Origin of the sequence: Halomarina halobia (genome assembly GCF_029338575.1) — an archaeon.
Classification (GTDB): Archaea; Halobacteriota; Halobacteria; order Halobacteriales; family Haloarculaceae; genus Halomarina; species Halomarina halobia.
The window spans coordinates 1,057,783-1,072,366 of sequence record NZ_CP119993.1 but is presented as its reverse complement, the minus strand read 5'-3'; the positions used below and the strand labels follow the sequence as shown (position 1 = coordinate 1,072,366).

Below are 14,584 nucleotides of genomic sequence, written 5' to 3'. Positions count from 1 at the left end.
CTGCTATCCGTTCGCCTCGCCTGCGAGGTCGCGGACCTCCGCCCACAGCTCATCGTCGACCGTGACTGTGTCGGCGTCGGCACGCTTGACGGACGATTCACCTGGAAGTCGGATCTCGTCGACCGCGCTCGCCCGGGCTGTCCGTTTCAGTGAGCGGACGAACGCCGTCGCACGGTCGGCGAACGCCTCGCCACCGAGCGCCTCGGGGTCGACGACGACGAAGAGGTCACCCTTGGTGCACCGGTTCTCGGTGTGGTAGGTCCCCGAGACGTCGGTCCCCATCGCGGCATCGACGAGTCCACCCGCAAGGATCTCAATCGCGATGGCGAGTCCCGATCCCTTCGCGCCGCCAAACGGGAGGATGACGCCCTCCAGTGCGGCAGCCGGGTCTGTCGTCGGCTCGCCGTCCGCGTCGAGCGCGACACCCTCCGGGAGGGTGCCGCCCTGCTCTTTCAGTTCGAAGACTTCCCCGCGAGAGATACTCGACGTGGACATATCGAGGTTGAACGGAGGATCCGTCGGGATACCCACCGCGAGCGGGTTCGTCCCGAGGATCGACTCGGCACCGCCGTACGGCGGCATGGCAGGTTCGGTGTTCGTCATGCCAATCGCGACGTACCCCGCCGCGCGGACCTGGTCGGTGTAGTACCCGAGCATCCCGAGGTGGTTCGAATTTCGCACCCCGACGACGCCGACACCGTAGTCGTCGGCCCGTGCCATCGCTTCCGCGACCGCCTCGCTGGCGACGACCGGGCCGAGCCGTGATCCACCGTCGAGGGTCGCGGTCGCACCACGCTCGCGGACGACAGTGATGTCGCCGTGGGGATCGACGTTGCCGTGTTCGATGCCACGGACGAACCGCGGGAGTCGCAACAACCCGTGTGAGTGCTTGCCCCGGGTATCGGCGTCGACGAGGACCTCGGCAGTCAGTTCGGCGTCCGCTTCGCTACTGCCGTGGACTTCGAAGGCTCGTGCGGCGACGGCCTCCGCGCGGCATCTATCCACGTCCATCAGTCTATGTGGACGGGCCGATGCGGTGGATGGCGAACTGGCTCTCGCCCATCGTCTCCGAGAGCGTCAGTTTGCCGTTGACCACGTCCACGATTTCGCCCCATAGCTGATCGGTCGCCCACTCGAGCGTCTGGTCGCCGACGAGAGCCTCGCTCACGTCGACGTCGGTTTGCTCGGGCACACGTTCAGCGCTTCCGGGGTTGCCCGTGATTTTGATCGTGGGCATGACGGCATTCGAGAGCGTGTGGCCCTGTCCGGTCGAGATGACCATGAAGTGGGCCCCGCCCGCCCCAATGCCGGTCACGGACTCAGCGCCGTGGCCCGGCGTGTCCATGATGTACATGCCGGACTCGTTGGGGATCTTCGCGCCGTAGTCGACGAGGTCCTGAATCGGGCCGTCTCCCGACTTGACTAGCGCACCCAACGACTTCTCCTCGATGGTCGTGAGCCCACCGTCCATGTTGTCGGGCGTCGGCTGTGCGCCACGCACGTCGTAGCCCGTCGCCCGCAGGCGCTTGTCCCACCGTTCGACGCGGTCGAGGATCGTCTGTTCAACCTCCTCGTCGACCGCGCGGGCTGCGAGGCCCTCTTCGCCGCCGAAGAACTCGGGCGTCTCGGCGAAGACGCCGCGTCCTCCCTGGTCGATGAGTCGCCAGACCGCACCGGCGGTCGCGTGGTGCTGGCAGAGACCGCTCGTCGTGTCCGACGTCGCACAGTTGATCCCGAAGGTGAGCTTCGACATGTCGTGCGGTTCGCGCTGCATCGCACTTGCATCCTGAACCATCTCCTGTGCGGCGTCGACGGCTGCGTCAAGCGCGTTCATCACTCCCTTCTCGTCGTGGATGTTGATCGAGGTACTCGGGCGGCCGGTCTCGGCTGTGTCGTCCGCGAGTTCGTCGCCGTCGACGATCTCGCCGGCGTGTGCGACGACGACGGCGCCGTAGACGTTCGGGTGCGTGGCGTAGCCGAGCAGGGTGCGGTACGTCTGAAAGACGTCCGGTCTGGTCTGGCACCGCCCGAGCGGGTGGGTAATTGGGATCGTGTTTTCGACGATATCCGCCGTGCGTTTCACCGTGTCGTTCGCGTAGGGGGCCGTCGAGACGACGACGACGTGGTTTCGAATGCCGATGCTTCCGTCGGGACGTTCGTAACCGAGGAATTCAGTCATTGTTGAATCAGTGGTGTCACCGGGTCGTTATTCGTGGATCGCCTGCGCTTGCCCGTCGCCCGCGAGGTCGCCGCGGCCGTAGTTGCTGTCGACGTTGTGAACATGGACCCGGTCACCGGCGGCGATGTCGGTGCTTGCGTAGCCGATACTCAGTCCGTACTTGTAGACGGTGTCACCCTCGGGGATGTCCTCGATGGCGACCTTGTGGCCGAAGTCGATGTCTTCGGCGACCGTGATGGTTCGAACCTCCTCGCCGACCTCGACGTCGGCTGTCTCGTTTGCCTCGACGTCGCGGAGAACAGTAGCGACGTTGTCACTGTTCTCTACGACCTTCAGGTAGCGGTCTGGCATACACATTCTCACACAGAATCGACTCTAATAACTCTTCGGATTAAAACAGGAGCGCGATCGCGACGAGTGAGAGCGTACTCACGGTGACGAGGGAGACGAGGACCAGGAGAACGGGCGCGAAACCGACCTGCCGCATCTCTGCGAGGCGAATCTCGAGTCCGAGCCCCGCGAACGCGAGTGCGAACAGCCAGTCGGCGGCCGCATCTATCGAGGCGACCTGCGTGGCCGTCGCGCCGCCGAGGTTGACGAGTGCCGCAACCGCGAGAAAGCCGAAAACGAACTTCGGGAAGCGCGTCCACAGCTCACCGATCCCGGCCCGCTCCGCCCGTGACCGGGCGTAGTACACCGAGTAGGCGAGCACGACCGCACCGATGAGCGAGTTCCGGACGAGCTTCGTCAGCGTGGCCCACTGCCCGGCTATGCCCGAGTGGGCAAACCCGGCCGCAGCGACGGGACCGGTACTGAACATGCTCAGTCCGACCCAGATGCCGAACGTCCGTCCGGAGAGCACGAGCCCTTCACCCGCTATCGGAAACGCGACGAGTGTCACCGCGTCGAAGAGCAGCACCGTCGCGGCCGCGTAAGCGATCTCGTTCTCGTCGGCGTCGATACCGCCGGCGACGGCGACGACCGCGGAGACACCACAGATGCTCGACCCGGCGGCGAGGAGCGACCCGGTTCGCTCTCCCAGGTCGAACAGCGTCCGCGAGAGCACTTCGATGAACAGGACGCCGAACGCGACGACGACCACGACGAGACCAGCCACGAGGGGGCCGGTTTCGAGCACCTGCCCGAGCGTCAACCGCGCGCCGAGGAGAACGATTCCGATCTCGAGGAGGAGCTTGTGGGTGTCCACCCCCGCCTGTGCCCACGCAGGGGTCCCAACGAGATTCGATATGAGGGCGCCCACGGCGACCGCGAGGATGAGATCACTGACTCCGGGGATGTGCGCCGCGGCCAGGTTCGCACCGAGGGCGACGAGCCCCAGCAGGACGAGTCCCGGAAGTCGATTCGGGAGACGAGCGGAACCCATCGGTTACGGGAGCGACAGCGCCAGCTCCGTGGCAGCGATGACGAAACCCAGAACCGCAGCTTTCCAGCCGCGGTCGAGATGGGACCACCACTCTGACGCCTGTGTACGGAGAGAGTCGACGCTCGGGCCGAGCATTGGCTGCGTTGCGATCATGATTCCGTGACATCGCGGTGATGGTAGATCACCCACATAAAACCACGCATCCGGGCCACGGGTCGCGGGGAGTCTCTCCGATGCCCTGACGTTCGCGTACTCGACGCCTCGAGTGTCGAACCATCGCAACCTACGCGTCGCCACGAAAGTAGGCTCTTTCCCGGAGTCGGGAAACTCATAGAGATTATCGTAGCCACCCGAACGAGTTCGTTCAGCCTCACGATCCACGTGCCACAGTTCCCCGACCAGAACTCTATGAACATCTACGATACTCCCTATCAGTCGTCCAGCCGTCGCCGGATGAACCGCTCGAACTCGTCGTGAGATCGGCCGTTCGTCGCCAGCACGGTCTCACGTCGGTTCGCGTGCGATCCCCGGAAGTCCGTCACTGTGCCGCCTGCCTCCTCGACGAGAAGGATTCCGGCGGCGGTGTCCCACGGACTGAGGTCGGTCCGGTAGTACGCGTCGAGCGTCCCGTTGGCCACGGCCACCAGTTCCGCCGTCGCCGACCCGAACCGTCTCACGCCGTGGGCACTGTGTACGACAGACTGGAGTACCTCGAGGAGCCGCTGGTCGGGTTCGGTTCCCGGGGAGAACCCGGTTCCCACGAGCGAGGCCTCGACGGCGTCCGTGGACGAGACGGAGAGGGGTTCGCCGTTTCGATACGCCCCCTCACCACGGACGGCGGTGTACGTGTCACCGGTCGGCGTATGGTGGACGACGCCGACGTCGAGACGACCGCGGCGTTCGAGTGCGATCGAGACGCCGTAGTGTGGAACGCCGTGACAGTAGTTCGTCGTGCCGTCGAGCGGATCGACGATCCATCGGTTCGTCCCCTCACCGTCCTGTCCGGATTCCTCACCGAGGACGGCGTGATCCGGGAACCGCTGGGTGAGCAGGGATCTGACCGCTCGTTCGGCCTCTCGATCGACCGCAGTCACTAGATCTCGCCGCGATTTGTACTCGACGGCGTTCGTCACGTCCGCATCGCGGCGGTGAATCGCTGCTGCTCGCTCGGCGGCGTCGACGGCCGTCCGCAGGTGCGCGTTCGCTACGGGTGGCTGCGATGTCATTACTGGTTCACGTCGGTGAGACGGTAAAACCGTTCCGACCGCGACACCTGAATAGTCGAGTCGTGGGCCGGGAGCGTTACTTCCCGATGCCCGCCGTCAGTCCCTTCACGATCTTCCGCTGGAAGAACAGGATGAACAGGACCAGCGGGATGATGGACATGAACGTCGCCGCCGAAATCGTCCCCCACGGGAAGCTGTACTCGCCCTGGTAGAGCGCGATCCCGACGGTGATGGTCCGCATCGAACCCTGAGTCATGAACGTCAGTGCGAAGAGGAACTCGTTCCACGCGTACACGAACACGATGATCGCGGTCGTCGCCATCGCCGGCGCGGACACCGGCAGGATGATGCGGAAGAGAACGCCGAGGTGCGACAGACCGTCCATCAGCGCGGCCTCCTCCAGCGACGCCGGCAGTTCCTTGAAGTACGCCTGGAAGATCCAGACGGCGAACGGGAGCTGGAACGCGGCGTACGGCAGGATGAGACCGAGGTGCGTGTTCAACAGCCCGGCCGAGCGGAACAGCCGGAACAGCGGGATGAGCCGTCCGATGAACGGCAGCATCGCCGAGACGAGGATGAACATGAGCAGTGGGAGCTTCCCGCGGAAGTCGAGACGCGACAGCGTGTAGCCGGCCATCGCACCGAGGACGACGTCGATGAGCGCCGTCGCTGACGCGATGACGAAGCTGTTGAACAGGTAGGTCGCGAACGGCGCCTGTTCGAGCGCACGTCGGTAGTTCCCGAGGGTGAACGGGTCGGGGAGGTACTGGATGGGGAACTGCGCGATCGTCGACGGCACCTTCAGCGACGTGATCAGGATCCAGACGACGGGGAAGAACGACACGACCACGAGGATACCGACCGCACCGTAGAACCCGACGGTCTCGCCGACCTCCTGTAGCGCGTCGTTCACGTTCCGATATCGGTCTACGATGCTCATGTTAGCGCACCTCCGGTTCGTACAGCGTCACGACGTAGATGAGCGAGAGGCCGAGCGCGATGAGTGTGATGACCGTCGCGCCGGCGGCCCCCTCGCCGAACGCCAGTTGCGTGAACGTGAGCCGGTGGTCGAACAGGACGAGCGTCGTCGTCACCTCGCCAGGGCCCCCGCCGGTCAGCCCGAATGGCAGGCCGAACGCCTGAAACGCCGGGAGAGTGCGGAAGATGAGCGCGACGAGGATCGTCGGCTTCAACAGCGGGAGCGTGATATCGCGGAACTGTCGCCACTTCGAGGCACCGTCCATATCGGCGGCCTCGTAGAGGTGCTCCGGGATGCTCTGTAGCCCGGCTAGCAGGATGAGCGCCATGAACGACGTGGTCTTCCAGATGGTCACCACCAGCATCGACGCGAACGCGATCTGGGGGTGCGCGAGGAACGCGAAAGGTTCTTCGAAAAACCCCACGCGCACGAGGATGTCGTTGAACAGTCCGAACTCGCCGTGGTACAGCCACTGCCAGATGCGCGCGTTGATGATGGTCGGGAGCGCCCAGGGAAACAGGATCGCCGCCTGCGCGACGAACTTCCCGCGGAACTGTCGGTTCACGAGGAGCGCGACACCGAGCCCGAGAACGAGTTCGATTGGAACGCTGATAACGACGTAGAGGAGGCTCACCTTGAGGCTGTTCCAGAAACTGCTGTTGTCGAATAGCGACTCGTAGTTCGCAAGCCCCACGAACTGTGACTCCACCGTCGGGTTCAACATCCCCTGGTGGAAGCTGGTCCACACGTTCATCACGATGGGGTAGTACGAGACGGCGAGGAGATAAATCACGACCGGGCCGAGCAACAACGTGGCCAACTCCGGGTCGGTGAAGTGGAACCGCTTGTATCGACTGTACCGTGATTTCAGCTCGTGAACGGACCTGGCGATACGAGGCCGCGACGTTTCGGCCCGATCGCTGCCCTGTGCAAGGGGAGACATTACACGGATGATACCAACCATCACTATTAAAACTACGGGGTGTCGACAGCGGTGGGGCCGCTACAGCACTGCCCGAACCGTCCTGTCGGTGGCGTCGTACGTCCATTCGCCCCTAGCGGGGTCGGCGTCGACCGCCCGCAGGTCTTCGCCGTTCACGCGGAGGGTGGTCGGGGGGTGGTCGATGTCGACGACGTCCGCGACGAACGAGGGCGTAGCGTTCGGGTCCTCGACCGAGAGGTCGATCGCCTCGCCGTCGGCATCGATGTCGCATTCGAGCGAGACCACCCGGTCCCGGTCCTCGTCGTAGAAGTCGAACGTCGCGCGCGTCTCGCCGGTACTTACGGGCGTCACCCGAAGCGTGGCCTCGTCCGGTGACCCCTCCTGGACAGTCTGACTAGATTCGTGCAGGGGGAGGATACTGCCCGCGCGGACGAACAGCGGGATCTCGTCGAGCGGAACCGTACGATGAAGCGTCTGTCCGCCCGTGTACCGCTCGGCGCTCCAGTAATCGACCCACTCACCCTCCGGGAGGTAGACGTCGACGTCACCCGTCTCCCTGAACACGGGGGCCACGAGAAGTTCCTCTCCGAGCAGGTACTGCGTGTCGAGGTTGTACGTCGTGGGGTCGTCGGTGTATTCGAGGACCAGCGGACGGACGACCGGGAGCCCGGTCCGACACGCGGTTTCGGCGTACGAGTAGAGGTAAGAGATGAGCCGGTATCGGAGCGTAGCGAACTTCTTGAAGACCCGGACGGCCTCCTCGCCGAACGCCCACGGTTCCCGGGGCGTCGTGCCGTGACACCGCGAATGGCTCGAGAGGAGGCCGAACTGGACCCAGCGGATGTACGTCTCCGTCGACGGGGTTCCCCTGAATCCACCGATGTCGTGGCTCCAGAACGGGAACCCTGTCAGGGAGACGCTGAGTCCGCCCCGGAGCGCGGAGTGCATCCCGTTGAACGAGGGCTGTGCGTCCCCGCCCCAGTACATCGGGAACCGCTGGTTTCCGGTCCACGCCGACCGCCCCCAGACGAGGGCCTCGTCGGAACCGTTCACGTCCGCGATCGCCTCGTACACGGTCCGGTTGTAGAGGAACGGGTAGTAGTTGTGCATCGACGCGCCGGTGCGACCGTTCGCGAACACGGCGTCTTCGGGGATGCCCTCGCCGTAGTCCGTCTTGAAAACGTCCACCCCCATCTCGACGAGTTCTCGGGTTTTCTCCTGCCACCAGTCGACCGCGTCCGGGTTGGAGAAGTCCACGATCGCACCGGCGTAGTCGCCCTGACACAAATTGTCCATGACGTACGGCTTTCCGGTCGCGTCGGTGACGAAGTAGCCGTTCTCGCGCGCCGTCTCGAACGCGTCGGTGCCGGTGGGAACGTACGGGTGCTCCCACAGCGACAGGTGGAACCCCTCCTCGTGTAACCCGGCGATCATCGATTCGGGGTCGGGAAACTGGTCGATGTCCCACTCGAGGTCACAGGAATGGAACTCCCGCATCCAGAACGGGTCAAGGTGGACGACGTCACACGGGATCTCCTCCTCCCGAAGGCGGGCCGTGATCGACTCGAGGTGTTCGCGGGATTCGTACCCGAGTCGGGACATCCACACGCCGAAGCTCCACTTCGGGGGGCGCGTCACGCGACCGGTCAGGGCGGTGTACTCCTCGATGATGGCTTTGAACGACGGGCCGTAGAAGAAGACGAACGAGAAGGTGTCATCCGACACCTCGACTGTTCCACTCGCCGTCGACGTGTTTCCGACGTCGTACTCGACTCGGTTCGTCGTGTCGACGAGCATCCCGTACCCCCGCGTCGACAGGTGGAACGGGACGTTCTTGTACGAACGCTCGGTCTCGGTACCGAGCGCTTCGACGTGCCACGATTCGATCCGCTGGCCACGTTTGTCGAACCCAGTGAACTTCTCGCCGAACCCGTAGACGTGTTCGTCGGGGGCGAGCGTAAACGCCGTCCCGGTGTTCGTCACCCGGTTGGGGCCGTTGTTCCGTTCCACGGTCGTGTACCCGAGCGGGTCGACGCGCAGGTCCCCGTGTACGTCGATATCCTCGCGCTGTTCCTCGAAAACAGTGCGCCCATCGGAGGTCGTAACCGCGAACGACCACGCGTCGAGTCCGACCGTCACGCGGAGTGCATCGGTGTCGATTCGGAGGACCCCCTCGTCCGCTTCGACGGTGAGGTCGACAGGTTCGATGATGGCCTCTTCGTCGAACTCGTTGAGCGTCTCGGTGGCTCCGGCGTCGGGGTTCGCGGCGAATTCGAATCGGAACGTCGTCGGGGTGTAGAAACTGAGCGAGACGGGGACGGTTCCGCCGGTGCCGACCTCGGTATCAGTCCCCTCTCTGTACTTCCAGCCGACCGCTTCCTCCTCGTCGTCCGTGATACACTCGAGGGTGACGGTGTCCGTTGACCATCGATACTCGTCGACAGCAACCACTGCGCTTCGTTGCATATAGTTCCCCCCTTCCTGTGTGAACATATAACTTGCGTCGGAGACCGGCAGTACAGGACGGCCGGTCATCTCCTCGCAGCGTGGCCGAAGGAGCAGGACGGGGCCCGAGAGAAGAGCGTCGGTGCGGTCGAGGGATGCCGCCTACGCGTCGTTCACCTTGTTGTCGATCTTCTTCTGGGCAGCGTCGAGTGCCGCCTGCGGCGTCTTGCTCTGGACGAGCGCGGCGTTCAGGTCCGTATAGACGATCTGTGAGAACGTCGTGTACTTCGGCGTCGCCGGACGGGCGTTCGTGCGGGGGAGGATGTCCTTGTACAGTTCGAGCTGTGGGAACTCCTCCTGGTACTTGTCCTCCTCGTAGATCTCTCTGCGGACGGGAAGCCGGCTGAACTCCGTCGCGAGCCGGCCCTGCACCTCTTTGGTCGCCATGAAGGAGGCGAACTTCTGTGCGGCTGCCTTGCTCTGGGAGAACTTGTTGATGAAGATGTTCCATCCGCCGAGACAGGAATTCTTCGCATCGGGATGGTCCTCGTGGGTTGGGAGTGCCACGACGTCGAACTTGTCCTTGACAGCCGACCCGTCCTCGTTCATAACGCTGATGGCGTACGGCCAGTTGCGCATGAACAGCGTGTTCCCGTTCTGGAACGTCTGGCGGTTGCCGTCGGTCTGGCTCGCTGGGACGGACTGAGGGGTCACCTTGTACTTGTGAATGAGGTCGACGGCGTGCTGGAGTGCCTGGACGCCCTTCTCTGTGTTCACCTTCAGCTTTCCATCGTGGTGGACGGTTCCGTCCATCCCCCACAGCCAGTTGAGCCACATGATGGTCAGCCCCTCGTTCGCGCCGCCCTGCCAGATGTAGCCGTTCCAGTCTTTGTCCTCTTTCTTCTTGATGGTCTGGACCTGGTTGACGAGTTCCATGTACGTCTCGGGTGGGTCCATGTCGTACTTGTCCAGGACGTCCTTCCGGTAGTACAGCGCGTTCGCGTCGGTGTAAAGCGGCATCCCGTAGAGCGTCCCGTCGATGGTCGCCGCCTTGACGGGCGTCTCCAGCATCTCGTCGGTGTGTCCCTCCGGGTCGTCCACCTCGGCGATCCAGCCGTTGCTGGCGAACTCTGCCGGCCAGATGACGTCCATCTGGCCGACGTCGAAGTCCGACGACTGCGAGATAAACTGGTTGACATAGTAGTCGTGACTCGACGCCGATTGTGCGGGCGTCTGCTGGTGTTCGACGGTGACGCCATCGGTCTGGTTTTCGAATTCCGGGATGAATGCCTCGGCCTCGCCACCGAACGTCCCGAGATGCGTGAACCTCACCGTCGCGGGCTGTTCTCCACCGCCGTCGCCGCCGCCGTCGCCACTGCCGCCCAGACACCCAGCAAGGCCGCCAATTCCGGTCGCTGCAAGTAGTTTCAGTTTGGCTCGCCGGGTCAACAGCCTAGTCTGATCCGTGTCGGACCTGTTACTCGCTGGCATGGTGTGTTCCGAACTAAGAGCAAAGTATCTTAAATGTTTGGGTGCGTGTGACGAGATAGTCAGTAGCCGGGGGGCAGTGACAGACGAAGTTGTCGCCGTTAGCTACGGTCGTGCAACGGTTGTCATCAAAGTTACACGTTAACGCCGTTGACGACGTTCTCGATCTCCTCGCCCTGCAAGGCGGCGAGGACGTTCTCTGCGGCCGCTCGACGGCGCTCTGCGTTCGCTTCTTCAGAGTACCACGCCACGTGTGGCGTCGTAACCACTCGCTCGTGATCGCGGAGCGGGTGGTTGGCCGCTGGCGGTTCCTCGGGGAACACGTCGAGTCCAGCACCGGCGAGTGCCCCGCTGTCGAGTGCAGTGGCGAGCGCGTCGGCGTCGACGATCGGCCCCCGAGCGACGTTGATCAGCGACGCGGAGTCCTTCATGCGGGCGAACGCGTCGGCGTCGAATAGGTCACGGGTAGACTCCGTCAGCGGCGAGTGGACCGTGACGTAATCCGACCGGGCGAGGAGTTCCTCGAACTCGACCAGTTCGGCGTCGAAACCTGCGACGTCCTCGGGGCCGAGGTACGGGTCACTGACGAGAACGTCCGGGCCGAACCCGCCGAGACGTTCGGCCACCGCCTGGCCGATCGCCCCGAACCCGACGATACCGACCGTCTGCGTCGATAGTCGGTGCAACGGCACGCCGACGTCGCGATCCCACGCTTCATTGGCGACAGAGTCATCGTAACGGACGACGTCGCGGGCCAACGCGAGCACGAGGGTGATGGCGTGCGTGGCGACCTCCTCGAGACAGTAATCGGGAACGTTCGTCACCGGGATGTGCCGCGCGGCGGCGACGTCGACGGCGATGTTGTCGACGCCGATTCCGTAGCGGGCGATGATTCTACAGTTGCCGAGACGGGCGACGGCGTCGGCGTCAAGGTCGTATCGCAGGTTCAGGATGCCGTCGGCCTCGGCAAGTCGTTCGGTGACGTCCTCAGCTGTGTCGCCGATGCCGTCGGTCAACTCGACGACATCGGCGACGCCTCTCAGGACTGCACGTTCGATCGAGAGCTCTTCGAAGTCGTGGTCTGTCACCACTACGGTGTATGCTGCCATGTGCCAGCGGACTCCGGATGCAGATAAAAAAGCTACGGCGTCCTCAGATGATGAGTTCCGAGCCGTCAGTGAGGTGTTCTTCGGCGAGGTCGCGGTCGAGTTCCACGCCGAGACCGGACCCTTCCGGAACGTCGATGTAGCCGTCTTCGAGGACGGGGCCGCTCCCGTGGGTGCGGACGGCGAGGTCGTTCCACCACGGGACGTCACGGGCGTGCCACTCCATAGCCACGAAGTTCGGAATCGCCGCGGAGATGTGTGCGCCGGCAACGGTGCCGAGCGGGCTGGAGATGTTGTGTGAGGCGATCGGGATTCCGTAGAGGTCACAGATCACCGCGATCTTTCTGAACTCCCAGAGACCGCCACACTTGTTGATGTCCGGCGCGGCGATGTCCATGATGCCCCGGCTTGCGGCCTTGTTGAACTCGGCTGCGGTGACGAAGTTCTCGCCGCCGAGGACTGGCAGGTCGAGTTTGTCGCGGACGTGCTTCTGTGACTCGTAGCGCTCCGGCGGGACGGGGTCTTCGAGCCACGCGAGGTCAAACCGTTCGAGTTTCTTCCCGAGGCGCACCGCGGTTTCGGTCGTAAAGTTCCAGTGGAGGTCCATCCCGAGATCGATGTCGTAGCCGATCTCGTCGCGCACGGCCTCGACGAGCGAGACTTTGTGTTCGATCGCTTCGTTGTCCATCCGGCGGTTCGCCGTGTCCGTGTGTCGGTGGGTCGGCACGTCGAGGTCGAACTTCAGCGCCTCGAACCCCTCGTCGACGACTTCGCGAGCGGCGCGCGCGTAGGACTCTGGGGTGTAGACGTCCTTCGGGTCGTGCGAGTCGGCTTCGCCGAGGGACTCGCCAGCGTGCGTGTCGCAATAAATCTTGATCTCGTCGCGGTACTTCCCGCCGAGGAGTTCGTACACGGGCACGTCGAGGATCTTGCCCTTGATGTCCCAGCACGCGGTTTCAATCGCGGTGAACGCCGCCTGACCGATGCGTCCACAGCCGGTGTAGCGCTGATTGAGGAGTTCTGTGATGCGGTCGATGTCGAGCGGGTTCTCGCCTTCGAGGTCAATACCCATTCGCCCGGCCATATCGAGCGCGGCCTCGGCGCGGAACGTCTCTCCGAGCCCGTAGACATCGGCGTCGGTTTCGACCTTGACGATGCCCCACGTGAAGTTGCCCGCGATGGCCATCGTCTCGATGGCCGTGATCTCGATGTCGCGTTCGTCGGGTCGGTGCGTTTCCTCGCGGCTGAGGTTTCGCCACGGGACCCCGCCACCCTGTGGGATACGGTAGTCCGGTTCGTCGTGAGATGACATCACGTAACTCCTCACGAAAATAGTTAATAAGAGTTGTGATGGAACGAATTGCCACCGCCACCTACCAGGGGGAAAATCGGGTTAACGCACCTGGGCGACTGCCACAGAGGGAGAGTCGGCGGCGAGAGGCACTCAATCTATGTAGCGGGCCTCTAAAGGGAATGGATTTATTATGGAGAATCGAATAGGTGGCACATAGATAACCATGGGAGAATTAGAACTCGACACCCTTCGAAAGGTGTTCGGCGAGGGTAGCAAGGACATCGTGGCGGTCGACGACCTCGATATCACCATCGAGGACGGCGAGTTTCTCGTGCTCGTCGGACCGTCGGGTTGTGGCAAGTCGACGACGCTTCGCTGCATCGCGGGGCTCGAACAGGTGACGAGCGGCGAGATCCTGCTTGACGGTCGCGATGTCACCCACGCGAAGCCGAAAGAGCGTGATATGGCGATGGTGTTTCAGAACTACGCGCTCTACCCGCACATGACCGTCCGACAGAACCTCGGCTACGGTCTGAAGATCACGACCGATCTCTCGAAGGCCGAGATCAACGAGCGCGTCGAGAGGATCGCGACGAAGCTCGAAATCCCCGACCTCCTGAACAAAAAGCCGAAAGAGCTCTCGGGGGGGCAACAGCAGCGCGTCGCACTCGGGCGAGCGATCATCCGAGAACCCGAGGTGTTCCTGATGGACGAACCGCTGTCGAATCTGGACGCGAAGCTCCGGACGACGATGCGCACAGAGATTCAGCAACTGCAACAGGATCTCGGTGTGACGACGATCTACGTCACGCACGACCAGACGGAAGCGATGACGATGGGCGACCGCATCGCCATCCTCGACGGCGGCGAACTCCAGCAGATCGGAACGCCGCTCGAGTGTTATCACGAGCCGGTGAACCAGTTCGTCGCGGGATTCATCGGGAGCCCCAGTATGAACTTCGTCAAGGTCGACCACGACGACGGCAGCCTACACCACGACGATTTCGTCTACACCCTCTCTCCGGAACTGACCGAAACGATCGGCAACGAGGCCAAGGCGCTCACCATGGGAATCCGTCCAGAGCACATCGAGATAGCGTCCGCGGACGCACAGAACGGCATTCGAGCGTCGGTGAACGTCGTCGAACCGATGGGTGAACTGTCCTACGTCTACCTCGATATCGGTGGTCAGACATACACTGCAAGCGTCGACGGCGACACGCATCTCACGGCCGGTGACGAGGTGACGGTGGTCTTCCCGGAAGAGAAGGTTCACCTCTTCGATCGCAAGACCGGTGACACGATCATGAACAGTACGCGAGACAGACAGACCGTAGCGAAAGGCCACGTATCTTCGTAGCCGTCGCTTCAGGGAGTGAACCGAAACGGCGATTTTCGTTTACGGGAGGGAAACGCCCGGGCGATCGGAAACCCTCTCTGAGCCGACGGCAGCGGATGTTGCGCGCGAAACACGGGCGGAAACCGCGGTCAATCCGAGAGATGGACGGACCTCCGTTTACGACGGGAAAACAATTAAGCA

General features: G+C 63.3%; 12 protein-coding genes. 1 reads left to right on the top strand and 11 read right to left on the bottom strand.

Annotation, left to right across the window (positions count from 1 at the left end; genetic code table 11):
• Positions 1-3: 3 nt before the first annotated feature.
• The 11 genes from P1K31_RS20420 to P1K31_RS20370 form a co-directional block, all read right to left on the bottom strand.
• Entirely contained in the window at positions 4-1,011 is a 1,008-nt protein-coding gene (locus P1K31_RS20420) for an Ldh family oxidoreductase (RefSeq protein WP_276306189.1), read from the bottom strand.
• Positions 1,012-1,015: 4 nt separating this feature from the next.
• Positions 1,016-2,179, bottom strand: coding sequence for a UxaA family hydrolase (locus P1K31_RS20415; RefSeq protein WP_276306188.1), 1,164 nt, complete (start codon positions 2,177-2,179; stop codon positions 1,016-1,018).
• A 27-nt stretch (positions 2,180-2,206) separates the two neighbouring features.
• Complete coding sequence (locus P1K31_RS20410) at positions 2,207-2,530, bottom strand: UxaA family hydrolase (protein ID WP_276306187.1); 324 nt, start codon at positions 2,528-2,530, stop codon at positions 2,207-2,209.
• A 40-nt stretch (positions 2,531-2,570) separates the two neighbouring features.
• Positions 2,571-3,563, bottom strand: coding sequence for a YeiH family protein (locus P1K31_RS20405; RefSeq protein WP_276306186.1), 993 nt, complete (start codon positions 3,561-3,563; stop codon positions 2,571-2,573).
• Positions 3,564-3,994: 431 nt separating this feature from the next.
• Positions 3,995-4,789, bottom strand: a complete 795-nt coding sequence (locus P1K31_RS20400; protein ID WP_276306185.1) for an inositol monophosphatase family protein — start codon at positions 4,787-4,789, stop codon at positions 3,995-3,997.
• A gap of 76 nt (positions 4,790-4,865) precedes the next feature.
• Positions 4,866-5,729, bottom strand: a complete 864-nt coding sequence (locus tag P1K31_RS20395) for a carbohydrate ABC transporter permease (protein WP_276306184.1) — start codon at positions 5,727-5,729, stop codon at positions 4,866-4,868.
• 1 nt (position 5,730) lies between these two features.
• Complete coding sequence (locus tag P1K31_RS20390; RefSeq protein ID WP_276306183.1) at positions 5,731-6,588, bottom strand: carbohydrate ABC transporter permease; 858 nt, start codon at positions 6,586-6,588, stop codon at positions 5,731-5,733.
• Positions 6,589-6,771: 183 nt separating this feature from the next.
• Complete coding sequence (gene yicI / locus P1K31_RS20385) at positions 6,772-9,177, bottom strand: alpha-xylosidase (protein WP_276306182.1); 2,406 nt, start codon at positions 9,175-9,177, stop codon at positions 6,772-6,774.
• A 141-nt stretch (positions 9,178-9,318) separates the two neighbouring features.
• The gene (locus P1K31_RS20380) at positions 9,319-10,488 is read right to left on the bottom strand and encodes an ABC transporter substrate-binding protein (protein ID WP_276306181.1); all 1,170 of its coding nucleotides are present in this window, start codon (positions 10,486-10,488) and stop codon (positions 9,319-9,321) included.
• A gap of 290 nt (positions 10,489-10,778) precedes the next feature.
• Positions 10,779-11,753 (bottom strand): C-terminal binding protein, encoded by a 975-nt coding sequence (locus P1K31_RS20375; protein ID WP_276306180.1) that lies wholly within the window; start codon positions 11,751-11,753, stop codon positions 10,779-10,781.
• A gap of 43 nt (positions 11,754-11,796) precedes the next feature.
• A complete protein-coding gene (locus P1K31_RS20370; RefSeq protein WP_276306179.1) occupies positions 11,797-13,062 on the bottom strand; it encodes a mandelate racemase/muconate lactonizing enzyme family protein in 1,266 nt (421 codons plus the stop codon).
• 205 nt (positions 13,063-13,267) lie between these two features.
• Between P1K31_RS20370 and P1K31_RS20365 the strand changes: the two genes are divergently transcribed.
• The gene (locus P1K31_RS20365; protein WP_276306178.1) at positions 13,268-14,404 is read left to right on the top strand and encodes an ABC transporter ATP-binding protein; all 1,137 of its coding nucleotides are present in this window, start codon (positions 13,268-13,270) and stop codon (positions 14,402-14,404) included.
• The last annotated feature ends 180 nt before the right edge of the window (positions 14,405-14,584 follow it).